Source organism: uncultured Nostoc sp. (assembly GCF_964247315.1).
Taxonomy (GTDB): domain Bacteria; phylum Cyanobacteriota; class Cyanobacteriia; order Cyanobacteriales; family Nostocaceae; genus Nostoc.
In genome coordinates this window covers 24,090-50,613 of record NZ_CAXTTT010000054.1, presented here as the reverse complement: position 1 = coordinate 50,613, position 26,524 = coordinate 24,090, and the positions used below count along the sequence as shown (strand labels likewise).

At 43.9% G+C, this 26,524-nt stretch carries 21 protein-coding genes; 15 read left to right on the top strand and 6 right to left on the bottom strand.

Going from position 1 to position 26,524, the window contains the following annotated elements:
- Positions 1-2,729, bottom strand: a 2,729-nt coding sequence (locus ACFE93_RS17450; RefSeq protein WP_375474580.1) for a DUF4347 domain-containing protein, incomplete at its 3' end; no start/stop codon positions are given.
- A gap of 526 nt (positions 2,730-3,255) precedes the next feature.
- Between ACFE93_RS17450 and ACFE93_RS17445 the strand changes: the two genes are divergently transcribed.
- Complete coding sequence (locus ACFE93_RS17445) at positions 3,256-4,221, top strand: acyltransferase family protein (RefSeq protein ID WP_375474579.1); 966 nt, start codon at positions 3,256-3,258, stop codon at positions 4,219-4,221.
- A 65-nt stretch (positions 4,222-4,286) separates the two neighbouring features.
- Here the strand turns inward: ACFE93_RS17445 and ACFE93_RS17440 are convergent, their stop codons facing one another.
- On the bottom strand, positions 4,287-4,454 hold the full coding sequence (locus ACFE93_RS17440; protein ID WP_375474577.1) for a hypothetical protein: 168 nt from the start codon (positions 4,452-4,454) through the stop codon (positions 4,287-4,289).
- Positions 4,455-4,875: 421 nt separating this feature from the next.
- On the opposite strand from ACFE93_RS17440, the gene ACFE93_RS17435 reads away from it, so the two are divergent.
- Positions 4,876-5,019, top strand: a complete 144-nt coding sequence (locus ACFE93_RS17435; protein WP_375474584.1) for a tetratricopeptide repeat protein — start codon at positions 4,876-4,878, stop codon at positions 5,017-5,019.
- Positions 5,020-5,150: 131 nt separating this feature from the next.
- Here ACFE93_RS17435 and cax read toward each other — a convergent pair whose 3' ends face one another.
- Positions 5,151-6,248 carry a calcium/proton exchanger gene (gene cax / locus ACFE93_RS17430; protein ID WP_375474575.1) on the bottom strand — a complete coding sequence of 366 codons (1,098 nt, stop codon included), beginning with the start codon at positions 6,246-6,248 and terminating at the stop codon, positions 5,151-5,153.
- A gap of 577 nt (positions 6,249-6,825) precedes the next feature.
- Between cax and ACFE93_RS17425 the strand changes: the two genes are divergently transcribed.
- On the top strand, positions 6,826-9,543 hold the full coding sequence (locus tag ACFE93_RS17425) for a DUF3536 domain-containing protein (protein ID WP_375474573.1): 2,718 nt from the start codon (positions 6,826-6,828) through the stop codon (positions 9,541-9,543).
- A gap of 250 nt (positions 9,544-9,793) precedes the next feature.
- Here ACFE93_RS17425 and ACFE93_RS17420 read toward each other — a convergent pair whose 3' ends face one another.
- The 3 genes from ACFE93_RS17420 to ACFE93_RS17410 are packed head-to-tail and all read right to left on the bottom strand — an operon-like array spanning position 9,794 to position 11,427.
- A complete protein-coding gene (locus ACFE93_RS17420) occupies positions 9,794-10,039 on the bottom strand; it encodes a hypothetical protein (protein WP_375474571.1) in 246 nt (81 codons plus the stop codon).
- A 38-nt stretch (positions 10,040-10,077) separates the two neighbouring features.
- Positions 10,078-10,323 carry an HNH endonuclease gene (locus ACFE93_RS17415; protein WP_375474569.1) on the bottom strand — a complete coding sequence of 82 codons (246 nt, stop codon included), beginning with the start codon at positions 10,321-10,323 and terminating at the stop codon, positions 10,078-10,080.
- Positions 10,324-10,329: 6 nt separating this feature from the next.
- Entirely contained in the window at positions 10,330-11,427 is a 1,098-nt protein-coding gene (locus tag ACFE93_RS17410; RefSeq protein ID WP_375474567.1) for a Gfo/Idh/MocA family protein, read from the bottom strand.
- Between the two features lie 1,131 nt (positions 11,428-12,558).
- Here ACFE93_RS17410 and ACFE93_RS17405 point away from each other — a divergent pair.
- From ACFE93_RS17405 to ACFE93_RS17350, 12 genes are all read left to right on the top strand, one after another.
- Positions 12,559-12,858 (top strand): hypothetical protein, encoded by a 300-nt coding sequence (locus tag ACFE93_RS17405; RefSeq protein ID WP_375474565.1) that lies wholly within the window; start codon positions 12,559-12,561, stop codon positions 12,856-12,858.
- 157 nt (positions 12,859-13,015) lie between these two features.
- Entirely contained in the window at positions 13,016-13,282 is a 267-nt protein-coding gene (locus ACFE93_RS17400; protein WP_375474563.1) for a hypothetical protein, read from the top strand.
- 742 nt (positions 13,283-14,024) lie between these two features.
- Positions 14,025-15,905: a glycosyltransferase gene (locus ACFE93_RS17395; RefSeq protein ID WP_375474561.1), complete on the top strand. Its 1,881-nt coding sequence runs from the start codon at positions 14,025-14,027 to the stop codon at positions 15,903-15,905.
- Between the two features lie 87 nt (positions 15,906-15,992).
- Positions 15,993-16,559, top strand: coding sequence for a hypothetical protein (locus ACFE93_RS17390; protein WP_375474559.1), 567 nt, complete (start codon positions 15,993-15,995; stop codon positions 16,557-16,559).
- Positions 16,560-16,637: 78 nt separating this feature from the next.
- Entirely contained in the window at positions 16,638-18,446 is a 1,809-nt protein-coding gene (locus ACFE93_RS17385; protein ID WP_375474557.1) for an ABC transporter ATP-binding protein, read from the top strand.
- Positions 18,443-20,248, top strand: coding sequence for an ABC transporter ATP-binding protein (locus ACFE93_RS17380; RefSeq protein WP_375474555.1), 1,806 nt, complete (start codon positions 18,443-18,445; stop codon positions 20,246-20,248). The genes ACFE93_RS17385 and ACFE93_RS17380 overlap by 4 nt, the downstream gene beginning before the upstream one ends.
- Before the next feature lie 155 nt (positions 20,249-20,403).
- Complete coding sequence (locus ACFE93_RS17375; RefSeq protein WP_375474553.1) at positions 20,404-20,988, top strand: acyltransferase; 585 nt, start codon at positions 20,404-20,406, stop codon at positions 20,986-20,988.
- The gene (locus tag ACFE93_RS17370; RefSeq protein WP_375474551.1) at positions 20,988-21,587 is read left to right on the top strand and encodes an acyltransferase; all 600 of its coding nucleotides are present in this window, start codon (positions 20,988-20,990) and stop codon (positions 21,585-21,587) included. Before ACFE93_RS17375 ends, ACFE93_RS17370 begins: the two co-directional genes overlap by 1 nt.
- Positions 21,577-22,758, top strand: coding sequence for a glycosyltransferase (locus tag ACFE93_RS17365; RefSeq protein ID WP_375474549.1), 1,182 nt, complete (start codon positions 21,577-21,579; stop codon positions 22,756-22,758). The genes ACFE93_RS17370 and ACFE93_RS17365 overlap by 11 nt, the downstream gene beginning before the upstream one ends.
- Before the next feature lie 2 nt (positions 22,759-22,760).
- Positions 22,761-23,960: a hypothetical protein gene (locus ACFE93_RS17360; RefSeq protein WP_375474547.1), complete on the top strand. Its 1,200-nt coding sequence runs from the start codon at positions 22,761-22,763 to the stop codon at positions 23,958-23,960.
- A gap of 79 nt (positions 23,961-24,039) precedes the next feature.
- Positions 24,040-25,380, top strand: a complete 1,341-nt coding sequence (locus ACFE93_RS17355; RefSeq protein WP_375474545.1) for a glycosyltransferase family 2 protein — start codon at positions 24,040-24,042, stop codon at positions 25,378-25,380.
- On the top strand, positions 25,377-26,516 hold the full coding sequence (locus ACFE93_RS17350; RefSeq protein ID WP_375474543.1) for a glycosyltransferase: 1,140 nt from the start codon (positions 25,377-25,379) through the stop codon (positions 26,514-26,516). Before ACFE93_RS17355 ends, ACFE93_RS17350 begins: the two co-directional genes overlap by 4 nt.
- The last annotated feature ends 8 nt before the right edge of the window (positions 26,517-26,524 follow it).

Sequence of the window (26,524 nt, the reverse complement as noted above, 5' to 3'; positions counted from 1 at the left end):
GTAATCAAGTTGTTGCTTTGCACAGAGAAGCCATTCATCCCCCAGATGGTATTCTCTCCGCTTGCCTTGTTGCGCCACAGTATATTGGGCAAGCTCTGGGTCACACTGGTATTGAGGGCAACGGTTGTAGCAGCGATCGCCGTTGTGCCACCATTGGTCATTGTGTTGACCATGACTCGTGTGCTGCCATTCGTAAACCCAGCATTATAGGAGTTATCAAGGGCGCGTACTGTTAAGCCAGAGGGAGTGCCCTTATAGCCAATTGCTGGGACAAAACGCACCAGTGTGCTAGCAGAGAGCGCCAGAGCGGTGCCATCATCGGCAACAGTACCGACGTTTGCCCAGGTAGTACCGTCAATTGAGTATTGCCATCGACCTTGTGTGTTGCTGTCGGCAGTGTTGCCAACAATCGCCAACCCACTCAGACTGGCACCTGTATCAATGTCACTAAATAGACTGCCAAATAAGCTAGTCAGGGTGCTACCGCTGGGGTTGGTGGCGTTTTGTGTTACGGCTGCCAGCATTGCATTGCCAGTCAAGCTGGGGGCATCGTTGACCGGGTTCACCGTGATGGTGAAGGTTTGGCTCGTTGAGGTGTTCTTGCCACCGTTATCAGTGCCGCCGTTGTCAGTTACGAGAATATCGAAGGTAGAGATACCAAAGGCGTTAGCGGCTGCTTGATAGGTGAGGATGCCATTGGCTGCAACAGTAGGAGCCATAGTAAACAAGCTAGCGTTGCTGAGGTTGCTGACGGTGTAGGTGGCAGTTTGTCCGGTTTCGGCAGTGTTACCGGGGTTAAAGGTAGCCCAGTTGTTCACGGTTTGTAGTCCACCATCCTCCAGAGTCGTCACCGGGTTGGTAGCGGTGAAACTGGGGGCATCGTTAACGGGGGTAATATTGATTGTGAGGTTAGCGTTGGCAGTTTTGGCGGGTTCGGGTGTGTTGCCGTTATCGTTAATGTTGATTCCCAGAGTGAGGCTGGTGTTGGAGTTCGGCGCCGTTAGATAGGTGAGTTTGTTGGCTACAATGAAGGTGTTGATATTAGCGATCGTGCCCATCAGGGTGAGGTTACTTGGTGTGCCGCCGACGGTGACTCCGCCGCTCTCCATAGCAGCCAGGGTTCCTGTTGGTACGCTGAAGGTGGCAGTGACGTTGCCATCACCGGCATCGACATCGGCAAAGCTGATGCCTGTGATGGCAGTGGCCATGTCTTCTACGACGGTGACGCTCATAGAGGGATCGATCGTCGGAGCCTGGTTGGATGGCTTAACGGTGACGGTGGCATTGCCAGTCAATTGCAGAGCTGGATCGCCTTCAAGCCCACCATATTCAACAACATAACCGGAAATGGAACCAGGGTTGTTCGATAGGTCATTCCACTTCCCGTCCGGCAGGAATTGACCATAATCTTCATTGTTTGAATCGTCTGGCTGTACAGAATTCCAGTTGTTATATCTTCCACCCACTGGAGAACCATTCTGGCTGAGTCCCTGCCAAAATTGCTGATCAGCTTCAGGACCCGTGACCCAGCGCCATTCGCCTTCTACCGCCGCGTCGCTGGCTCCCAACCAGCCCTGCCCTTGAAGCTTGCTAGAGACAAAGCTGCTTTCAGCCGCAGATGTAACAGTCACTAAATAGCCTTGGAGTCCAAAATAGTTGCGAGTTGCGGCGGCATCGCGAGCCGCTGTCCAGGAAATGGGGCTGCCAGCATTGACGAATTCGTAGAAGTGACCATTATCGGGGTTTGCCAGGTTTGCGCCCAATGCAAATTGGATGGCGCGATCGCCCACTGTGGGATTTTCACTGATATTGCTGTAGGTTACTTGTCGTAGTGCCCCCTGGTAAGTCGCAGCCGATGCGACACCCGTGAAGGTCAGAATGCCCGTAGTGGTGTTGTAACTCCAGGTCAAGCCGTTGATCGTGCCACTGGTGCCGTTTTGTCCTGCAATGCCAAGTCGATCGTTCGTATCAAAGTTAGTGCCAATCGAGACTCTAGCTCCGTCGAGACCTTCACTGTCAGAGTCAGTCACGGTCAAGTTAGGAGCAACCAAGCCAGCGGCAGCATTTGCTGTATAGCTGCTGGTGTCAGAAACAGTGAGAGTGTATCCCAGCGTTCCTTGATAGCTGTTTAGAACATCAGCACTGAAAATTGGGGAGCTTTCAATTGTTCCTGTTGCAACTTCCAAATTCCAGTCGCCGCCTAGAGAACTGTTACCTGTCAGGTTATTGGAGGCAGCAACATCGGCTCCAGTAACCTGACTGATATTTTGGACAAACGCCTGACCGAGTTGACCTTCAGCAACGTTACAGCCATAGAACAAAATATCTGCATCGTTGGTCAGCGCTTTGCTCCAGGTCTTTAACTGGGCTGCGTACTGAGGTAGATCAATCGAGTTAAGGGCGCTGCTGCCAAAATCCACTCCCCCAGCTTCCCCGTGAGAAACGATATGCAAACTGCCGATGTTTTGCCGCCCTAGCAGGGTATTAGTAATCTGGGTAACACCATCCTGCCCCGGGTCAAGTACATGGATCTCTGTGCCCGGAGTTACACCTGCCAGCAACTGCTGATAGTCTGTCACCGATTTATCGACAAACAAGAGAGATTGGTTGGATCGTCCCAGTCCCGTTAAAGAAGTTGTCAAACTGCCTTCGTCCAAGACAGGCGCAAGGCTGTTTTTAGACAGCACATCACTAAAAGACGTACCCAACTGGGGAAGCTCAAAAGACATTGTGTTTATCTCCAGGAAGAAAACAGAAGACAACATCATAACTACATCATACACAGATGATAACCGTGTAAAATTAAAATAATATTACCTCCATATAGCAGTGATTACGCTTAAAGTAATCATATTTAAATTTGTATTAATATATACGTATTATTTTAACTTTTATACTGAATATATGGAGTAATAATAATGATGTGTATTAAGATTATGCGTAGGCGTAGCCAGACTTAATACAGCAATAAAGTTCGGTTAAAGCAAAAACCAGATAAACTGAGGGTTATTACTCAAGTACACTAAGCTTGAATGCAACTACAAGAATTATCACTGATCTCACCTGTAGTTGAATCAGGTACGGTACTCAAAGCCTTAGAAACAGCTATCCCAAAAGAGGCAATTGAAGAAGCGATGCCTTCTCTACGAGACGCTACGCGAACGGCAAGCCGCTTCGCATCTATGCAGATACACACAGTAATAAAGAACGGAAACGAGCTTTACCGTCATATTTTCTCAAATAAAAGGAATAACAATGGGAATCTATCGTTTTTTGTTATCAATCTTTGTTGCCATAAGTCATGCAGGAGTGCTTATAAACGGCTTAAACCCCGGAGTGATAGCTGTAATATCATTCTTGATTATAAGTGGATATGTAATGACAGCCTTGATATATAAAAATTATTTTGAGCCAAAAAAAATTGCTTGGTTCTATCTTGATAGGATTTTTAGAATCTATCCGCAGTATTTATTTAACATCATAACAGTTTTAATTATTTATTATAATTTTGGATTAAACTCACATTATCTCAGTCAACCTTCACAAATTGGATTATTACAAAATCTTTTGATAATACCTATGGGATTTTATATGATTCCTTGGGTAGGAGAGAAATTTATGATTATTCCTCCAGCATGGTCGCTAGGTCTTGAAGGATGTTTTTATTTATTAATTCCATTTATATTAATATATAAGTTAGAAAAAATTTTTTTTTGGTTATCCTATATAATTTTCTTGATGGCTTATTTGGGAATTATTCACACAGATTATTTTGGTTATAGATTAATATTTGGAACAATATTTATCTTTATCTGCGGTAGCTTTTTATATAAAAATAATAATATTAATACAAATCAGCCAGTTAAGTTTACATTAATTTTTTCTTGCTTATTATTAGCAGCAACTTTTTTAAATTCCCGTTTGATATTAGCCTTTAATAGAGAAGTTTTAACAGGATTAATATTAGGAATTATATCTATACATCTGTTAATAAAAATTAAAAGAACATATTTAGATGATTTTTTTGGTAATCTCTCTTACGGATTATTTTTATCTCATTATTTAGTTATTTTTGAGTTTGAGCAATTAAAGATACACTGGAATTTTAAGTGGATACTGGTAATGCTATTAACTTCTATATTTCTTTCAGGAATAGGTTTTTTTTGTTTTGAGAAGCCAGTAATTGCTTTACGTAAAAAAATTAGAAAACAACACAATTAAAAAATGTTGATAGACGGAAAACTTCTTTTGATTATACCTATCTAGTAAAAGACAATTTTTTATTACTAATCAGGTTCACTCTCATCAGTTGATGCTGATTGGGATTGTACAGGATTATTAGAGTCAGTGGTAGTATCTTCTTGCTTGACAACACGCAAAATAGCTAGCTGAGTTGGCGCAGCTTCTTCTTGTGATGGTGAAGCATTCGTCTTCTGCGATTTACGTTTAGGCATAATAAATTCTTGGCAGCAATCCACTCTGGAACGTTGATTAAATCAGTAATTAACATTCAATAACTACACTTTCTCTATTAAATTAGCTCTCAGTAAGCTCAGTAGTATCTGATGCTGTGTTGGTTGATATATCTGAAGTAGATGATTGCTCATTAGCCTGTGATTTAATGCACTCCCCTGCTTGGTATATGATGAATTGCTGAGGTTGTTAATGCTTATTACCATACGTTTTCAGTAATTTAAAGAACTGATCTGTATGGAAAATATGCAAAATACAACTAGTCAGCAACAGTAAAAATACTGATTATCGAGCTAGTATGACAAGCAGGAATAAAAGAGTAAAATCCACCTTATCCCCCTTGCAGAAAAGCTTTACCAATAAGCATTAGCTTTACAAAAACAACTACAATTTACAGAAGCGATCGCCCAATATCCCCAATATGCTCCCGCTTGGTATCAGTTGGGGGTAATTATGGACAATCAAGGACAAACTAACCAAACTGTTCTGGCTTACAAACAGGCATTGACAATTAACCATAAATATGCTATTACACATAATATTTAGGTATTATCCAAGTAACTGAGAACAATTTAGAAAAAGCGATCGCTTGTTTTCAATCTGCAATTCTCAGCAATTCTAAAATCTCAAATCATCAAGTGCGACGTCTATGATGGGCTACGCCTATGCACTACTAACTATCCCATACCTTCCATAACTGGATGAAAGTAGAAGGCGAATCCCAACACTGTATAAGCAGCTAATAATAAAGTACCTTCCAGCCAATTAGACCTACCATCGGAACTAATACTGTTTGCAATCAACACTGACACAACTACAGCGACTAATTCAAAGGGTTTAAAATCCAAATCCATTGGTTGACCCAATACCCGCCCTGCTATTACCAACACGGGCGCGACAAATAAAGCAATCTGCATACTCGATCCCACAGCTACCGACAGGGAAAGATCCATCTTATCTTTCATCGCCACGGTGACTGCTGTGGCGTGTTCAGCCGCGTTACCGACGATGGGAACCAAAATTACGCCTGTAAACAGCGCCGTTAAACCTAGCTGAGATGTAGCCACTTCCAGAGAATCGACCAACATTTCTGACTCAATTGCCACTAGCAAGGTACATACTAGCAGCACGCCAACCCACAAAGCCATATTTGGTTTAGCATGAGATATTTCCTCAACTTCGGATTCTGCCTCCGCTACACCCACATCATAAAGATAAGAGTGAGTTTTCATTGAAAATAGCAGTGTTAAGGCATAAACCAAGATTAATACTACAGCAACAGCAATAGAAAGATTTTGCAGTGTTTGTTGGTTAATACCAACAGATGTGTAATTCATCGCCGTTGGCATCAAAATCGCAATCACCGCCAAATTCATCGAAGCAGCATTCACCCGCGCCACAATTGGCTGAAATGTCTGTTCTTTGTAGCGCAGTCCTCCCAAAAGCATGGAAAAACCCATTACCAGCAGTAAGTTGCTAATAATCGATCCCGTGATACTAGCTTTGACTATATCTATTAACCCAGCATTCAGCGCCACTAAGGCGATAATTAATTCTGTAGCATTGCCAAAGGTGGCGTTTAACAAGCCCCCCAATGATGGCCCGACTACGACAGCAATTTCTTCTGTGGCTGTACCCATCCAAGCTGCTAAGGGCAGAATTGCTAATCCAGCTGTAATGAAAACTATCAAATCTCCCCATTCCAGAAAGTGGGCTGCTACAGAAACCGGGATAAACAGTAGTAAAACGAAAAGAATAATGTTTTTGGTTGACATTTGTTGTTTTGGGTTGAGGGTATCATTCACAGCGAGCAATCCTAAATTTTAAATTTGGAGTGTTGAATTAACAATCACTTTCACTCAGCACTCCGACATAATACTCTCAACCGCTTGTACAGCAATTCAGAAATTTTACTGTTTTGAGTTCACTACTGTGTATGTGAAATTAGATTGCGATATAATGAGTTATTGTAATCTTTTGTTGCAAAACTATGAATTTGAGCCAAAATATTACATCAAAAATGGGGTTTAATATATTAAAAGACAATTAAATTTTGATTTGCGCCCAAGAAGAGAAAACCCCTAATCTGAGGCCCTATTCAATGGCTAATTACTTTGAGCCTTCAGGGAAAGGGCTGTCTTGCAAAGTTCCTTTAAGTCGGCAGAGCCGCCCAACGGACTTTGCACTGTGCGATAACGCAGATTTCCCACTACAATAAAACAGCTTTGTCAAAAATTTAGTTGGATTCCATAGTTGTTGTTTATACCGGATTTTGTGTGAAAACTATTGGAGAAAGGTTTACGCACAATAGTTTTGCTGCAACTGCAAGTTTTTTGTTTTGGATAAATATACATGACTTCTGCTGACCAAATACCAGCAAGCTCTGGCTCAACGTTAACATTACATTCAGATCCCAATAACACCAAACAAACTGATCCCCTGAGAAAGGCTAATGGTGTTTATGTGACGGTGCATGGTCATTTTTACCAGCCACCAAGGGAAAACCCTTATCTGGACGCAATTGAACGCCAACCGAGCGCTGCACCTTTCCATGATTGGAATGAGCGGATTCATTGGGAATGCTATCGTCCAAATGCCTTTGCCAGAGTCTTAAATGACCAAGGCGAAGTGGTGGGGATCGTCAATAATTACGAGTATTTCAGTTTTAATATTGGCCCAACGCTGATGTCGTGGCTAGAACGCTACGATGTGGAGGTTTATCAGCGGATTTTAGAGGCGGATGCCAAGAGTAGCCAACGTTTGCATGGTCACGGCAATGCGATCGCGCAAGTATACAATCACATCATCATGCCTCTGGCGAATGAGCGCGACAAATATACCCAAATTCGCTGGGGTAAACAAGACTTCCGCTCCCGCTTTGGACGCGATCCCGAAGGCATGTGGTTAGCAGAAACTGCTGTAGACTACGCCACCCTAGAAGCTCTTGTTGCTGAGGGTATTCGCTTCATTGTCCTTGCACCGTCTCAAGCGCTGCGTTGCCGTCCCCTCCCGACTCCAGATCGTCCCCATCCTGAATGGATCGAAGTCGGTGGTAGTCAGATTGATTCCACCCGTCCCTATCGTTGTTATTTGCAGCCCACACTAGATAGTTCATCTTCACCTTTAAGTGCGATCGCCACTAGCCCCAAGGATGGTAGTACAGAAGAATTACCCTACATTGATATCTTCTTTTACGATGGGCCGATATCGCGGGATATGGGTTTTAGTGATGTCGTTTATAATTCCAGTCACTTTGGCGGACGTATCGGTTCGGCGGTACGTGGGGATCATCGTCTGGCACAGTTAATCTCGGTGGCGACGGATGGGGAAACCTTTGGACACCACAAAAAGGGAACTGAGAAAACTTTAGCTTATGCGTTTACCAAAGAGTTTCCTCAACAGGGTTGGACGGTGACAAACTTCGCCCACTACCTAAGCTTAAATTCTCCCAGTTGGGAAGTGGAATTAAAGTCAGTCACAGCCTGGAGTTGCGCCCACGGTGTCGGTAGATGGGAGGATGACTGTGGTTGTGGTGGGGAAGGCTCAGTTTGGCATCAGAAATGGCGTCGTCCACTGCGGGATGCCCTAAATTGGCTGCGGGATCAGCTAACTGAAGTATATGCAGAACATGGGAGACAGTTATTTCGCGATCCCTGGCTAGCACGAGATGAATATATCCAAGTGATGCGCGATCGCTCTGCTAGCAATGTTAACCGTTTCCTCTCACGTCATCAAACCCACAAACTAACCGCAGCCGAACAAGTAGACGCCCTGCGCCTGTTAGAAATGCAGCGTCACGCTTTATTAATGTTTACTAGTTGCGGTTGGTTTTTTGAAGAAATTTCTCGTCCAGAAGGGACACAAATTCTGCGTTACGCCGCCCGTGCTTTGGAATTGGCAGGGGAAGTGGCCGGTGTGCAGTTGGAAAAGGGCTTCGTCAAACGTCTTGGTTTAGCCCCCAGTAATGTGGATGACTTCAAACACGGTGGGGAAATTTATCGGCAACTTGTGTTAACTGCCCAGCTGGGCTTTAAGCAAGTTGCAGCCCATTACGCTATTACTTCCCTGTTTACCAATCAGAAACCAGCAGAGACGCACAATTCCCTATCTAAAAAAGATGCTGCTGACAAACAGTCTCAGCGTTACCATAAGCGGGTTTATTGCTACACTGCTAATGAGCTAGATTACCAACTGCAACGTATGGGATCGCTAACTCTGGCTGTGGGAAATTTAAAGCTAGTATCAGAGATTACTTGGGAAAGTGAGCATTTGGTATTTGCGGTTCTGCATTTAGGAGGCTGGGATTTCCACTGTTGCATTCAACAATTTACTGGACGACGTGACTACAGCCAAATCAAAGAAAAGCTGTTTGGGGCACTCAAACAAGCTAGTGCGGCTCATACTATTTTGGCGATGACCCAGCTATTTGAAAAAGAAGCTTTCAGCTTGCAAAATCTATTTGCTGAAGAACGCCACCGGATTATGCGGTTGCTGAGTCAGGAAACACTGACACGTTTAGGACAGTTGTACACTCAAGCCTACCGTGATAATTATGGGGTGCTGATGGCGTTCCATCGTGATGAAATAGCAGTACCGCAAGAATTGCAGGTTGCAGCAGATATTGCTTTAGGGCATCGCTGTCTGATGACATTGCGATCGCTTGAGCAAGAGATTGCCGATCCTCAAAAGAGTTGGAGTCACATATTAGAATTGGAGGCGATCGCGACTGAAGCAAAACATCTGCGTTGTCGGCTGAATATTCCCGACGGTAAGCAGATGTTAGAACAGTTAATTGCGCGATCGCTTTGGCAATTGTTGCACGATGCCAATGGCAGCTTTAATGCAGATATCCAACTATTGGAGCGATTGATTGATGTCGGGGATCAACTGAATATTAATATTTCCCTACAGCGATCGCAGGAACTATATTTTAGTTGTCTGCAAAGTCAAATAGCGCCAGTGTGCATCACTAGCTTTGGTAATGAAGCAGATAATCAGTGTCTTCAGTTGCTCAAGCTGGGTAAAAAGTTAGCCGTTGATGTTAGCTCGATCTCAAATCAGTTGGGGTAGATGTAGGGACTTACAGCAGTACATTAGTATCAACTTAAGTCAAAACCTCGTTCCCAGTCTTTAGCTGGGAACGAGGTCAATTTTTGGATAAAAATTTCACACACAGAGAAGGGGATAATTATCACCTTTTCTTTTTACAGTAAATTTCAAGTTAGTGAAGTACACAACGATTCGTCTCAAGTCCAGGTAATGTAGCCTGTTTTATTTCAGAATTCTAACTCCTGAATTCTGAATTCTGCTCTAACTTACTTTACTTAAGGTGGGAGCGATCGCAATGATAGGGATAAAGCCACTCACACTTGAAGAGTCCGCGTGTATGTTTCTCAAAAAATGTTCCTGCATGGCGTCTAGGTAATATATCGATCCCAGCTTTAGTTTTAATCTCATATAACCAGGGAAAGGCTATTACTAAAATAGCTATAACTGTAAAGAGGTAGAGAATCGTAGTTTTAATGTTGGGAAATATTTGGGAATTGCTATTGTGATTTTGAGGCATAGAAATGAGGAGAAACTAATAGCTTATACCATCCTAACCTAAAGCTGAAAATATTGCCGGAAACGTGGATCGATATTATCTGTTTTCTGCTGATTGCAAGTAAAACAGAGAGTTTGAAGATTGCTGATATCATTTTGACCTCCACGAGTCAGGGGAATGATATGGTCGATGCTGAGGTTAGTTTCTACATTAGTTTTACCACAGCTTTGGCATTGGTATTGGTCGCGTTGAAAAACATATTTTTTAACTTCCGGTGGGATATGAATGCGGGGAGTTTTGCTCATTGTTTTCTAGTTACTAAGAAATCCTTCTAAACTGGGTACGTCTACCCAACTTGATTTTTGATGCGATTCATGAGATAAATCCATCAATAACTGAGAATAAATTCCTTCGCGTAGTGATGGTGTAATTTCCTGATTGCGGTCAATTCCTTGCACCCATTGGTCTACTACGCGGATAAATGCTGAAATGCGCCCATCAGCATAATTTTGGGGAAAAATTAACCGACTTGGTATTTCTATTTCTGTTAGAGGTTTACCTGGTTGGGAACCCCAAACACGAAAACCATGTATATAATCTTTTTGATTTTCACTGCCCACTATTAATGTACCGCGATCGCCATATACTTCTACCCAATGAGTTCTCGGTGCATGAACAACCGCACTGATAGAAAGTTGGCAAGGTGTACCATTCGCTAATTCCAGCGTTAATATACAGTTGTCATCTGAATTCACCGCTTTAGATTCCCCACTAACAGGGTCAACTCGTGTAGGAATAGCAGTAGTTAAATGGGCGTTTAATCTACGCACTGGCCCGAATAACCAGTGAATATAATCGAAGCTGTGAGAACCCAAAGATCCCAATGCACCACCTCCTTTATCTTTGTCAGAATACCAATTCCAAGGGCGTGAAGTATCAGCACGAGAAGAACCTAACCAATCAATTTTAATTAAGCGTAACTCACCCACATAATTTTCTGACAATAATTCTGCAAACAACTGCCATGCTGGTACAAAGCGAAATTCAAAATCTACAGTCGCAATCACGCTTTTTGCTTTAGCTAACTGATAAAGTTCTTTCGCCTCAACTGCATTTAAAGTTGTCGGTTTTTCTAATAATAAATGTTTTCCAGCTTGCAGTACAGTTTTTGCCATTTCATAGTGCAAAAATGGCGGTGTTGAAATGCTGACTGCTTGCACTTCTGGTAATGCCACAATATCTGCAAGGGAGTCGGAAGCGTGACGAATATTATGGGATTCTGCTATGGATTTGGCTTTATTTATATCTCGGTGATAAACAGCAACTACCTCAGTGTGAGGATGTGCTTGGAATCCTGGTATGTGGACTTTTTGACCAAATCCAGTGCCTGCGATCACAACTCCAATCATCTAATTTTTATCCCCATATTTATGCAATTTATTCTTTACATAATATTCTTTTTTAAATCATATCTAATATGTAGTTATATCAAACTTTTTAGCAAGAGGTTTTATTTGCCAGGTTATGTTTTCTCTTGGTAGTAGTGCAACTTCTAGACAAAGTTGTTATATAGCAGTTATAGCCGGATCTTCGTTATTGAGAAAGAGATGTAAATCTTCAGTAAGTAGTCGGAGTTTAAAACCAACAAAAATAGCTGCACCCACAATGAGGTTACGTAACTCAAAGGATCAAAGAGTTGTTTTGGTTCAGCTTGTGATAGAATCAGCAATTCTTCAATTTTACCTGCATAGGCATCGCCAGTTAATACCGTGTCTTCGCACAGATGCAGATGGGAGAGGTTTTTAGGCTTTTTGCTTCCCTCTTTTGGTAGAAAGTTTCGCAGATAGCACTGCTAAAGATGGCGTTGGCGTAGCTTTTTAAGGTAAAACCTTTGATAATTTCATCAACTTGGGCGATCGCATCTAAAAACAGTCTGAGTCTGAAAGTTTATATTAAATACTGGCGAAACTAGTAACTGTCTTATACCAATTTAATGTGAAGCTGCACTAAATGAGTAACTCTCTATTCTTGGCGTACTTGGCGGTTCGTTTAATATTCTGTGCATCTTCATAAAGAAATGGTATTATGGGATACCTAGTAGCAAGGTTTTTCTAAATATGCGATTAATCCAATAAGTCTGTTTGCGATCGCTTTCAGGAGAATATATGACTTAACGTATAAGTTATATCAGATGAATTTGCTTTAATTTGTACATCTATCCTACTTTTCCTACCTTTCCCACCTTTTAATTCGTATTTAAAATAATGAAATGCTAAAAAATGTTTTTTCAATAAAAAGATAAAATATAAGCCATAAGAGGGAAGAAAGCCTCGAAATAAATTAGTTAATTTTAAAAAGCAGTTATAAAAATAATCATATTAGATAATATTAACAATACTACATTAATGACATTACTTACATAATTGGATTCAGATATAATAAAAAAAGTTAATGTAATTCAAAGCTTAAAGTGACATCATTAATAATTAATTTATTAAATGCTTCTTGAAGTTAATAACTGGAGATTAAAAAACTAGTTTATGGCACGACGTTCGTTAAAAGCATCTATTGTAGGTATTGAGAAAGCAAAAAGAGCTTTTAAAATTAGAGAATGGACGCAAGAGTATTTAGCTAGTGAAGTAGGACTTGAGACTCGACAGCCAATCTGGAAATTTTTTACAGGTAAACCGATTGAGCGTCAGAACTTTATGGAGATATGCTTTCGACTTGGTTTAGATTGGCAAGACATAGCTGAACTACCCAATCAGAGGCTATTGACAGAAAACAACCAAGAATGGGAAAACTGCCAGGATGTGGAAAGCTTAGTGCAAATGTTGTGATCGCGTCTAAGTGATAAGATCAAATCTCAATATGCTACTACGCGGTTATTAGATATCGATCAACCAATTCAACTAGAAGAAATATATGTCGGCACCAATATTCTGAATAATATTACAAGTCGAAGATGGTTAGATATCCTCGATCTACAAACCTTCATTGCAGAAATTAAAAAAATGGTGGAATACTAACGGTCAAATTTGGGCTAATGAACTGAGATTGCTGATAATTCGGTCTCGCAACTTTGGTCATCAATGGCACTTTACCGAGCAGCAAAAAGAAATACTCAAGCAGTACTATACTGCTAGCCAGTTATTGGTAGATTGCCTTAATAGTCCTTGTAAAGCAACTCCTATCGTAGCAGAGAGTATTTTAGCAACGTTATTGTTACCTACTTCTAAAATATTGATGAGATATAGCAGATAGTGGGTTTATCAAGCTAAAACTACTCTTTTCCGAATAAGTATATGTAGTATTAACTTTGTTGCAAAATTTCGTCCAGTGGCTGAAATTGAACCCTGAATCTTATATATTCAGCTGCAAATTTTGGAGCTGACTCAGCAATTGACGTTGCTGAATTTGATTGACCGACTGCATACAAAAGTAGACTGAAACTATACGTTAATTCATACATTTCCGTAAACGCGATCGCAAACGCACTTCTAATATAGTATTAAGTATTACTAAATTGTTAATTGATAGCGATTGTGGTGGTACTAACGCCAAACTATGCTGCGAATGCATTAATGAGCTAAGTATATGTGTGTTTCTGTTTTTGAGCAAACTGACGTAGCGTTTCAGCAGCAAGGAAATAAATTTTCAGTGAATTGTCGGGGGTAATTTGCAAAACTTGACTTCAACACCTTTTGGCTTCTGTGCTGAACCACTTGTAAAAAGCGAGGTAGTCACAGTAAAAGGTAAGTTTTTCTTTATTAAAGATAAAAAGTTTTTTCTCAAAGGAGTGAGTTACCAGGGCGGCCGCATCATGTCAACAAAAGGATTGTATTTTCAATAAGCTCCCAAATAGTCGCATTAATTGTTGCTTATTGACACAGGTTGAAGCGATCACTTTGAGCTTGGGAAACTAAACCAAACGATAAATGCTGATTTTTTCGTTGGTTCTTAACCTTGGTTGTGATCAAGAGTAATTTAGATGCGTTTGCCCTGAGTGAGTTACGGCCCTTTCTCCATCGGTAGTCACGGTGAATCCTTTCCAGAAAAATCAGTTGTGGAGAAAGATTTCGCCATGATGGCAGAAATGGGAGTTAACTGCCTGCGTACCTATACTGTTCCACCTGATTGGTTATTGGATCTAGCTGCAATCTATGGTCTAAGGCTGCTAATTGGTATACCTTGGTCTCAGCATATTGCCTTCCTTAATTCTTCTGCTGTAAAAGCAGAAATCCGTAACTGCATTTTTCAAGGAGTTAAAGCTTGCCGGAATCATCCTGCTACCTTTGCCTATTTGGTAGGTAATGAGATTCCTCCAGATATTGTCCGATGGCATGGAGCAAAACCAGTTCGGGCTTTTATTAAAGAGTTAATGGTGGTAGCAAAAGACAGCGATCCTGAAGGTTTGGTGAGTTATGCCAATTACCCGTCTACAGAGTATTTAAATATTGATTTTACTGATTTCTCATGCTTTAACGTTTACCTGCATCGGGAAACAGATTTTCGTCGCTACCTCTCACGACTCCATAATCTAGCCGAGGATAAACCTTTAGTGCTGAGTGAGTTTGGCGTTGACTCAATGCGTGAAGGAACCCAAGCTCAAGCCGAAATTCTCTCTCAAAAGCTGTCATCTAGTTTTGAAATGGGAGCAGCCGGGACAATAATATTTTCTTGGACGGATGAATGGTTTACCGGTGGACATGCCATACAGGATTGGGCTTTTGGTCTAGTTGACGCCGAACGGCTCAAAAAGCCCGCCTTCTTGACAGTTCAGCAGTATTACACAGCGCCTTTACCGCCAGCGCTACCTGAGTATCCCAAAGTCTCAGTGATTGTATGCGCTTACAATGCTGAACGCACGATGGATAGTTGTCTAGCTTCTCTCAAAGAACTCAACTATCCCAACTATGAAGTCATTGTAGTTAATGATGGATCGAGCGATCGCACTCTCGAAATTACTCAGAGTTACGACTATGTACGCCTCATTAGCCAAGAAAATAAGGGATTAAGCGTCGCCCGCAACGTCGGGATCGCCGCCGCGACTGGCGAGATTGTGGCCTATACCGATTCTGATTGTATGGTAGATCCTGACTGGCTCACCTATCTGGTCGCCAAGTTTCTTTCCTCTGGTGTAGCTGCAGTAGGTGGGCCAAACTTATCTCCCCGGGAAGACTCTCTTGTTACCGCCTGCGTTGCTGTTTCTCCTGGCGTACCTACTCACATACTTTTGAGTGATGAGGTAGCCGAACATATTGCTGGCTGCAACATGGCTTTTCGTCGGGAGATTCTAGAAGAAATTAACGGCTTCAACCCGATATTTCGTACTGCTGGTGATGATGTCGATATCTGTTGGCGACTGCAAGATCGAGGTTACACCATTGGTTTTAGCCCAACGGCAATCGTATGGCATTTTCGCCGTAACACAGTAGCTGCCTATCTGAAGCAGCAGCAAGGCTATGGCAAGGCAGAAGCACTCGTTTATTTTAAGCATCCCTACCGCTTTAACCTTCTGGGGCAGCCCTCTTGGTTGGGGAGAATCTACGGAGATTTATCTACATTTCTTCGTATTGGTCAACCAATTATCTACTCTGGGGTGTTTGGTCGTGGTCTGTTTCAAACCTTGTACGAGCCTTCCTCCTCTGTGATTTCTTACCTCCCCCTGACACTGGAGTGGAATGTCGCAGCTTTAATCTTATTTATCTCTGCACTTTTGTCTGGCGATCGCCCGTGGTTGGGTGCAGCAATGTTCCTCATCTCTTTTAGCTGGTGTGTAGCTGGTGCTATACAAGCGCGAATTGACTCTCGTTTTGTCAAAAGAAGGGCGCGGTTGCTGGTGGCGCTGCTGATTTACCTGGGGCCACTTGTACGTAGTATATAGCGATACAAATGGCGCATCAAGGAACTTAATAAAGCGGAGCCGATAAAGTTTGATGAGCTGTAAAGAAAAATAAAAGCATCTAAAAAAATGACTCAAACACTAACTCAAGCAGATTTAATTCAATTTGATTCGCCAGCCAGCAAAGTAAATATTTCCTGGCGCGATCGCGCCTACGAGTTGTCCTATTGGACAGAAGCAGGAATAGAGAAAGAGAACCTGCTGCAAAAGGTAATGGATTTACTCCTGCCTTGCAAGTATTTCATTGCGATGGATCAAGGCTGGAGCGACTGGGATTTAGAGATTTACCAGGGGATTTGGTCAAAAGTTCAGCTCAAAGTATGTACTGAAAATCATGGAGGTAATAAAAGAGTTTTGAGGGTGCGGTGTGCCCTGAGAATGTCACAGTTAGCCACTATGGCTATGGTTGGCTATTGTCTGTTCACAATTGTGGCGATCGTTCTGGGAATGCCAGAAGTAGCAACAGTCACAATCGCAGTAGCTATGTTTAACATCAGTGTCATCTTATACCAAAACCTCCAGTTAGGACGTATTCTCTATCAAGTACTAGAGATTGTTGCCAAAAGAGTGTACTTGCTGCCAATACAACCCACCTGCAACAAGTCTGTCGCAGAAAGTGCAATATTACAGCCATGACGAACGTCTTCGTACTCCAGTAAGCAAATGACCAGACGAGAGGTAAATCTGTAAGTGAGGCAAGAGATCAAAGCAATAATGCATCGATACGGGCAGATGCTCCGATATCCGCTGCGCCAGTGGCGAACCTTAATCGCAATCCTCGGTCTCACGGCTGGCACTTCAGCCACCGCCACACTTCAACCTTGGCCAATGAAAATCCTGGTGGATTATGCTTTCGGTCAGGCAGTTATCCCCCCGCTGGTTCACTCATTCTTGGGGACTTTTCACTTGACGTTCACACCGCCGCTACTGGTTGTTGTCGCCGCTGTTTGTAGCCTTGGACTTTATGCTCTAAACGCTACCTTGGAAACTAGCCTCAGCTGGGCCTGGAGCGCTGCCGGACAAAGTATGGTCTACGAACTGGCCCAAAAACTGTTCTATCGTTTGCAACGCCTTTCACTGCTGTTCCATAACCAACGGACTGTGGGTGATTCCCTCAGCCGTCTGGCTGGAGATACCTATTGTGTTTACACCTTGAGCGGTGCTTTGCTGATTTCACCTGTGCAATACCTGCTGACGTTAGCAACTATTAGCATAGTCGCCTGGAATCTGAGTCCTTTACTAACGCTGCTTTCGCTTTTCGTAGCACCAATGATGGGTGGTTCAGCCCTTGTTTTTGGTTCTCGACTCAAGCGCCGGACAAAACTTAACCGCGAAGCTCAGTCGCGCCTAACCAGCTTTGTCCACCAAACGGTAACAGCAATCCCGATGATCCAGGCATTTGGTAGAGAGAGTTACAATACCCGGCAGTTTGAGCATTTAGCGGCAGACGCAGTTGTTTTATCACAACGCGAAACTCTGCTCAAGAGTGTTTATGGTGTGGCAAATGGTACTGTGACAACGATTGGTACTGCGATCGTTCTGTATGTGGGCGGGCAGGAGGTGTTATTGGGGGCTATGAGTATCGGCAGCCTGCTCGTCTTCCTCGCATACCTACAGTCTATACAAGGAGCATTTAAGGGTCTGTTTGGCATCTATGGGAGCCTAAAGTCTGTAGATGCCAATATAGATAGAGTGTTAGAGGTTTTGGATGCTAAAGATGGGGTGCAGGATGCCCCTGATGCCAGACCATTGCCAGTTCGTCCAGTAGGAGGACGCGGACACGTATGTTTAGAGAAAGTCAGCTTCGGTTACGAACCTAACTATCCCGTCCTCCAAGAAATTACCCTGGAAGCGCGACCGGGAGAAACGATCGCACTAGTAGGCGCGACAGGTGCTGGTAAGAGTACACTAGTTTCCCTGATTCCCCGCTTTTTTGACCCTTGGCAGGGACGAGTCCTCTTTGATGGGGTGGATGTCCGAGATGTACAACTGAAAAACCTGCGCGAGCAAATTGCCCTGGTGCTGCAAGAACCGTTTTTGCTGCCGCTCTCGGTGGCAGAGAACATTGCCTACGGGTGTCCAGAAGCAAGCCTAGAGAAGATTGTCGCAGCAGCCAAAGCGGCCAAGGCGGACGACTTCATCCAACAGTTACCCCAAGGGTATGACACCCCGATTGGCGAAAGAGGAGCGCTCCTGTCTGGGGGACAAAGACAGCGAATAGCGATCGCGCGCGCCCTGCTCAAGGATGCGCCAGTACTGATTCTCGATGAACCTACTTCTGCCCTGGATGCCCAGACTGAGACTTTACTGCTGGAAGCTTTAGATCGCCTGATCGAAGGACGGACTACGTTTATCATTGCCCATCGACTTTCCACAATTCAACGAGCAGATCGAATTGTGGTTCTGGAGCAAGGAAAGGTTGTGGAGATTGGAACGCACCAAGAGTTACTGGCTGTCGGTGGTTTCTATCATCGTTTGCACTCCTTGCAGTTTTCCAAACCGCCGCAGGAGGTCGTTTTATGAAACTGTGGTGGCTGCGACTGGCACGTTACGCCCTGGTTCGTTGGCACGGACTCACGTTTGTCATGCTGCTAATGCTGATTAATGTAGGGCTGAATGTACTCAAGCCCTGGCCTTTGAAGTTGATCGTTGATTGCGTCTTGAACAACCAATCGCTGCCAAATAGCGTTGTTTGGCTCAAAACCTTGCCTGGCAGTGAATCTAACATTCAGTTGCTCGGTTGGTTAGCAGGTGCCACAATCATTCTATTTTTATCCAGTGAGGGGGTTCGGCTGATACAGGAATATGTTGGAGCTGGTGTTGGCAACCAGATGGTTTATGACTTGGGAGCAGCACTGTTTGATCGCTTACAGCATCTTTCTTTGAGATTCCACAACCAACAGCGAGCTGGCGATCTGGTCAGACGAGTCATGACTGACAGCATCTGCATTCAGAATCTGGCGATGGGGGTTTTTCTGCCCGTGCTTACTTCCCTGGTGAATTTGGTAGCAATGTTCGCTGTCATGTGGCAGATTAATCACCTGCTTTCACTGCTCTCGCTGATGATTGCTCCTTTAATAATGTTACTAATTTGGGTCTTTAACCAGCCCATGACTGAACGAACCTATCAATATCAACAATTTGAAGGTGAGATCGTGGCGTTGAGTGAGCAGACCTTGACAGCGCTACCGATTATTCAAGCATTCGGACGTGAAGCACACGAAGATGAGCGCTTTCACTACCTGTGTCAAAAAGCCCTGCAAGCTTATGTACGCTCTATCCTTGCCCAAATGCAATTCAAAGTTGGGGTAGGAGGCGTAACCGCAGTCGGAACAGCAGCAATCATGGCTTATGGTGGCTTCCAGGTTTTGGATGGGTCACTCTCAATTGGTTCTTTGCTGGTCTTTCTCTCTTATCTCGCCTCCCTGTACGTGCCGATGGCGACTCTAGCTTATATATCATCCAGTTTTGCGGCAGCGGCTGCTAGTGCTCGTAGAGTGTTAGAAGTTTTAGATGCTAAAGATGGGGTGCAAGATGCCCCTGCTGCCAGACCATTGCCTGCTCATCCAGCAGGAGGACGCGGACACGTATGTTTAGAGAAAGTCACCTTTGGTTACGAACCTAACTATCCCGTTCTCCAAGAAATTACCTTAGAAGCGCGACCCGGAGAAACGATCGCACTAGTAGGTGCAACAGGTGCTGGCAAAACTACCCTAGTCTCGCTGATCCTGCGTTTTTTTGACCCCTGGCAGGGACGAGTTCTCTTTGATGGCGTGGATATCCAAAGTGTGCAACTGAAAAGCCTGCGCGAGCAGATTGCCCTAGTGCTGCAAGAGCCGTTTTTGCTGCCGATAACGATCGCAGAGAACATTGCCTATGGCTGCTATAATGCTAGCCGCGAAGCGATCATCAAAGCCGCCCAAGCTGCGAATGCTCACACCTTTATTCAACGATTACCTCAAGGTTATGACACGGTAATTGGTGAGCGCGGAGCCACACTTTCAGGAGGCGAAAAACAACGGTTAGCGATCGCCCGCGCCCTACTCAAAGATGCTCCAGTGCTAATTCTGGATGAACCCACCTCCGCCCTGGATGCTCAAACCGAGTTTCTGCTGCTGGAAGCATTAGAGCGACTGATGGCAGGACGGACTACGTTTATTATTGCCCATCGCCTTTCGACAATTCAACGAGCCAACCGAATCGTAGTTTTGGATCAGGGAAAAGTAGTAGAGATGGGAACTCACGAGGAGTTGCTAGCAGTTAGTGGTTATTACAACAGGCTATATAAATTACACTTCGGCTCAACACAACCAGCATCAGCCTAGAAATTTAAAGCATTTTAAAAGAGGTAATTACAGCAATTGTCAAAAATATCCGAGGATTAAAACACTGATATATTGATTAATTTTATGACGAAATTATACTCGTTTTTCACAATCTAACAGACCGTTTACCAACCCACCTTGATTCGCATTACAACATGCAGCGCTCCTCTGAATTTGTGAATGATTTACCTAGCCAGACAATAGCTCTTCCATCCAATGTCCAGGTGGGACTCAACAGTGTTATCAACCATGATGAGCGCTGTTTTGCTCGCTTCCAGAGCCGCATCAACCCCGCGTTGCTCGTTGGAGAAAACTGCACGTTGGATTATGTACACTTTGCGCTGGGCAAAACTGCTAGGGTTGAGATTGGAGACTATTGCTATTTTACTAGTGTCATCCTGCTTTGCGAACAGGAAATTTGCATCGGCAACTATGTGGTTTTGGGATGGAATACCACGATCGCTGACACTGACTTTCATCCGATCGCACCAGCAGAAAGAATTGCAGATGCGATCGCCTGCTCTCCTCTGGGAAAAGGACGGCTCCGCCCTCCTGTGATATGCCAGTCGGTGATCATTGAGGATGATGTTTGGGTTGGCCCTAATGTCACGATCCTCAAAGGAGTTCGCATCGGTGCCGGAGCTTGGATTGAGGCTGGGGCATTGGTGACACGGAATATACCACCACGTAGCAGGGTGATGGGCAATCCAGCCCAGGTGATTGGGGAGGTAGAAGCCTAATGGATGCCACACGAACATTGCCTTGGGACTGGTATCCGGGAACAATTCCCGACAATGTTGTTTTAGGAGACGACACTTATATTGAGACTAGCCTCAGCTTTAAACTTTACCGCAGCCAATTGCCAGTAGGGCTACGATTGGGTAAAGGTTCTGCTGTATACAAAGATACTATGTTTGACATAGGTTCCCGCGCTCAGGTAAAGGTGGGGGAATATGCATTGATTCACGGTGCCCGTATCGTCTGCGATGCCGAACTGAAGATTGGCAATTATGCTTTGATCTCCTGGCAAGTTGTCCTAATGGATACCTACCGTTTACCATTCGACATTGCCAAGCGACGAAAAATTTTAGAACGAGCATCGTCTCAACTTTCTCAATTCTCTAGCGCCGATGTCCCAGCCCAACCAATTTGGATTCAAGATAACGTCTGGATTGGATTTGATTCCTGTATTTTGCCGGGGGTGACAATCGGTGAAGGGGCGATCGTCGGTGCCCGATCTGTTGTTAGCGAGGATGTTCCACCGTACACCGTTGTGGCTGGCAATCCTGCCCGGATCGTTCGGCAGTTAGAGGCTGGAGGTAGCAAGCATGAACTGTAAACCCCCTACTAAGGGAAAAATTATTGTCTTCGGGATTTTGTTCTGGTATCCCCTAGCAGGAGTAACTTATCAATTTCTCCACTATATGCTTGGGCTGCGTCAACTCGGCTATGACCCCTACTACATCGAAGATTCAGGACGCTGGATTTACAACCCCCTAATCAACGATTTATCTCCAGACGCTACCGAGAACATTAAGCGAGTCGCACCAATTTTGGAGGCCTATGGCTTTAAAGAGCGTTGGGCATTTCGCGGCCACTATCCAGGGGGTGAGTGTTATGGGATGAGCGAAGCCCAAATCTTAAAGCTATATAGCGAAGCAGACGCATTCTTGAATGTAACTGGCGCTCAAGAAATCCGTGAGGAACATTTAGCTTGTCGTCGCCGCATCTATGTTGAGTCTGATCCAGTTGGATCTCAAATTCGGGTTGTTCAGGGAGACGAAACCTTAATTGCTGACCTAGAAGCCCATGATACACACTTTAGCTTTGGGGAAAATCTGGGTGCGCCTGATTGTGGAATACCAATTGCTCGCTTTGAGTGGTTGCCGACTCGTCAACCGATTGTGATGGACTTGTGGCACACGTCAGATAACACCCCAGGCATCGCTTACAACACCATTACTACCTGGGACAATAAGGGAGGTAAAGACATTACCTATCAGGGTGAAACCTATTACTGGCGAAAGGCACGCGAGTTTGAAAAATTTATCGATCTGCCGCACCAGCGCTCAGTGCAGTTTGAGATTGCGGCTGCTGATGTCAGTCAGGATGTCCGATACCTGCTGCAAAAACACGGTTGGAGCCAGGTAGATTCAATGGAACTCTCCCAAAATCTGAATTCTTACCGCAATTATATCCAGCGATCGCGCTCAGAATTCACTGTAGCTAAGGATCAATACACGCGATTGCATAGTGGCTGGTTTAGCGATCGCTCTGCCTGCTATCTGGCAGCAGGGCGTCCTGTAATCACCCAAGAAACAGGGTTTAGCAAGTTCTTGCCCACGGGGAAGGGATTATTTGCATTCAACACTATGGAAGATATTCTGGAGGCAGTGGACGCGATCGAAAGCGACTACAAAGGCAATTGCCAAGCAGCTCGTGAAATTGCCTCAGAGTACTTTGCCGCAGAGAAAGTGATTGGCAGTCTCATGGAGCGAGCGGGGTTATAAGCATGGCACGCATTGTTGTTTGCGGATATATGATTCGACATCCAGTAGCTGGCAATCTCTTAGCCTACTTTCACTATGTGTTAGGGCTACATAATCTGGGGCATGAAGTCTTATACCTGGAGGAAAGCGGCTGGTCTCAGTCCTGCTATAACCCGATCAACCACAATTTCAATGATGATCCCCACTTTGGTTTGCAGGCAGTCCAGACACTAATAAACACTTATGGGGTAAATGCGACAGTGTGCTATGTAAATCGTGACACAGGAACTGTCCACGGTGCAGATTGGCAAGAAATAAAGCAGATGCTCAAAACGGCGGATCTGCTATTAAATATCGGTGGAGTTTGCTGGTTATCTGAATTTCTTTTATGTAAACACCGAGTCTTAATCGATATGGACCCATTCTTTACCCAGATTGGGACATTCGCTGCCGAAGGTCGCAATGAGTATCACGCCTACTTTAGTTATGGCGTTAATATTGGGCAACCCAATTGCGGCATACCGAGTGATGGAATTAAATGGCTCTCCACTGTACCGCCTGTTGTGCCAGAGATATGGAAAACCCCGATACTTACTCCAGAAGATAGTGGCGAAGAACGCGCAAATTTACCATTCACGACAATTGCCAATTGGAATGCTTATGGAGGCGTGACTTACAAAGGTGAGCATTATGGACAAAAAGATCGGGAATTCATGCGCCTGCTGGAACTCCCTAGCTACTGTTCGCAGAAACTCGAACTCGCTCTTGCTGGCAAGGACGCAGAAATAGCAGAGATTGCGAAATCTCTACAGGCAGCAGGTTGGTTAGTTCGAGATGGTAAGGAAATTAGCGCTAGTTTGTCAACCTACATAACTTATCTGACTAGCTCTCGTGGAGAATTTAGCGTTGCCAAACAGGCTTATGTAAAAACCCGTAGCGGTTGGTTTAGCGATCGCAGCGTCTGCTATCTCGCTGCTGGTCGTCCCGTCATTTTACAAGATACCGGATTTAGCGATTGGCTCCCCACGGGGCACGGTGCGTTGGCGTTTTCATCCTTGGAAGAAGCGGTAGGTTGCATCGAGCGCGTCAATACAAATTATCTGGCTCACTGTCAGGCAGCAAGGGAATTAGCCGAGCAATTCTTCAGTTACAAAGTGGTGTTACCTCGACTACTGGAGACAGTTTTAACCACGAATATACCTTATATATCTTCATTTCCCTGACTGTTTATGGAGAAAGAGAAATCATCAGCTAATCAAAGCATTTAACAAATTTCAAATAAATATGAGAGATTAATAAAAAATGAACACTCAATCACCAAAGGTAAGTATTGGTCTTCCTGTTTATAACGGAGAAAATTTTATCAAAGAGGCGATTGATTCTATTCTGAATCAAACATTTGATGATTTTGAATTAATCATCTCGGATAACGCTTCGACCGATCGAACTGAAGCAATCTGTCAGGTCTATGTAGCTCAAGATCGGCGAGTTCGTTACTTTCGTAATTCAGAAAACCTTGGAGCTGCCGACAATTTCAATCGTGTGTTTCAAATGGCTACTGGCGAATATTTCAAATGGGCAGATCACGATGATGTGTGTGCGTCGACTTTTATAGCCGAATGTGTCAAAGTTCTCGATCGAGAACCAACAATTATCTTGTGTCATGCCAAGACAATCACTATTAATGCTCAAGGAAAACCTTTCAAACAATTAAAATCCAACGCAGAAATCAATTCAACAATTCCCTACAAAAGATTTCGGGAGTTTATTAGCGAGGAAATTTTTCAGTCTTCTAATCCCATATCAGGGTTAATTCGAGCAGATGTTTTGAACAAAACTCCTTTGCTGGGAAATTATCCAGCCCACGATCTGCCTTTACTTGCGGAATTAAGTCTTTATGGAAGATTTTATCAAATTCCTGAATATCTCTTCTACAGTCGAGACCACAGTCAGCGAGGCTCGCGGGCCTTTGATTATCGCCAACCTCATAAAGCTATTGTTTGGTTCGACCCAAAAATGGCTGGAAAGCTGATTTTTCCATCCTGGAGGATGTTTGCCGAATATATGGCAGGCATCAATCGAGCGCCTTTGAGTTGGCGCGATCGCTTACTTTGCTACAGTGAACTAGCCAAATGGGCGAAAAATCATCAACAAAATTTGGGGCGCGATTTGATTGTTGCGACTGAATACTTACCTGTTATTGGTTCAAAACTTGCCAAAGCTTATCGCAAAGGCTCTGAAGCACGCTGGCTAAAACAGGTTAGACAATCGACAAAACAATTGGAAACCATTATTTCCAAAGAAGAAACCTTTATTCTCGTTGATGAGGACAGACTCGGTAAAGAGACTTTTGCCAAGTGGAGAACTATACCTTTTCTGGAACGCGAAGGAAAATACTGGGGTTTACCTGCAGATGACAGCACTGCCATTCAGGAACTAGAGCGGTTGCGCCAATTAAGAGCCAACTTTATTGTTTTCGCTTGGTCTTCATTTTGGTGGTTCGATCACTATTCCCAGTTTTACGACTATCTAAGATCAAAGTTCGATTGCATCCTAGAAAACAATTATTTTGTTGTATTCAATCTCCAGCACGAACTGGAATTTACAGTTCAAAACGAGTTAGAAAGAGCTGAGGTACGATGATTATAATTTTTGCTAGTGCTATCGGTCGATTTCCCATAGGGGGCAACGCTTGGTCTGACCTACAATACCTTCTGGGTCTGCGTGCCCTTGGACATGATATTTTCTACTTGGAAGAATGCGGTTTAGAGTCGTGGGTTTATAACTGGCAGACTGAGGAATTCACAACCGAGTTAGACTATTCCACCAATTATGTAAGAAACTGCCTGGAACCGCTTGGCTTTGCAAACAAATGGATTTACCGCGCAGGCGATCGCTCTGTTGGCATGGAGGTTGATGAGTTTAAAGACATCTGTTCCCAAGCTGATTTGATGATTGTCCGTGGCTCACCAATTTCTCTCTGGAGAGAGGAATATGGTTTGCCGCAGCGCCGCATTTATATTGATGCCGATCCCGGTTTCACTCAGATTAACATTGCTTGCGGTCATGGGGAATTAATCAACACCATCGAACATTGCGATCGCCTGTTCACAATTGGGCAACGCATTGATGCTGAAGATTGTCTCATCCCTACAAAGGGTAGGCATTGGCTCAAAACATTACCTCCAGTAGCACTGCCTTACTGGCCAGTAATTGAAGACAATGACACCACCCACTTCAGTTCGATTATGCAATGGCACAGTTATCGGGAAGTAGTATACGAAGGAATCACCTACGGCAATAAGGATAAAGAGTTTTTAAAGTTTATAGATATACCGCAACTCACTAAACAGCAGTTTCGGATTGCCTTAAGCGGCGGCTTCCCTGATGAACTATCGCAGTATGGCTGGGAGGTGATTCCCGGATGGCTGGCGTCCTTTACAGCAGAGTCTTACCAGAAATTCGTTCAAGCATCACGCGCTGAGTTTGGAGTCGCAAAACAAGGTTATGTCGTTACCAAAGGTGGCTGGTTTAGCGATCGCAGCGTTTGTTACCTCGCCTCCGGTAAGCCAATTCTAGTTCAAGACACAGGCTTAAGCGATTGGCTGCCCATCGGAGAAGGAATTTTAACTTTTTGCGACCAACAGGAGGTAGTCAAAGGTGTAGAAGCCATCAACGCTGACTATGAGCGACATCAGTATGCAGCACGAAGGTTAGCAGAGGAATATTTTGACTCAGATAAAGTTCTGTCGTCTCTTTTAGAGGCGGCAATGAACTAACTGCCATT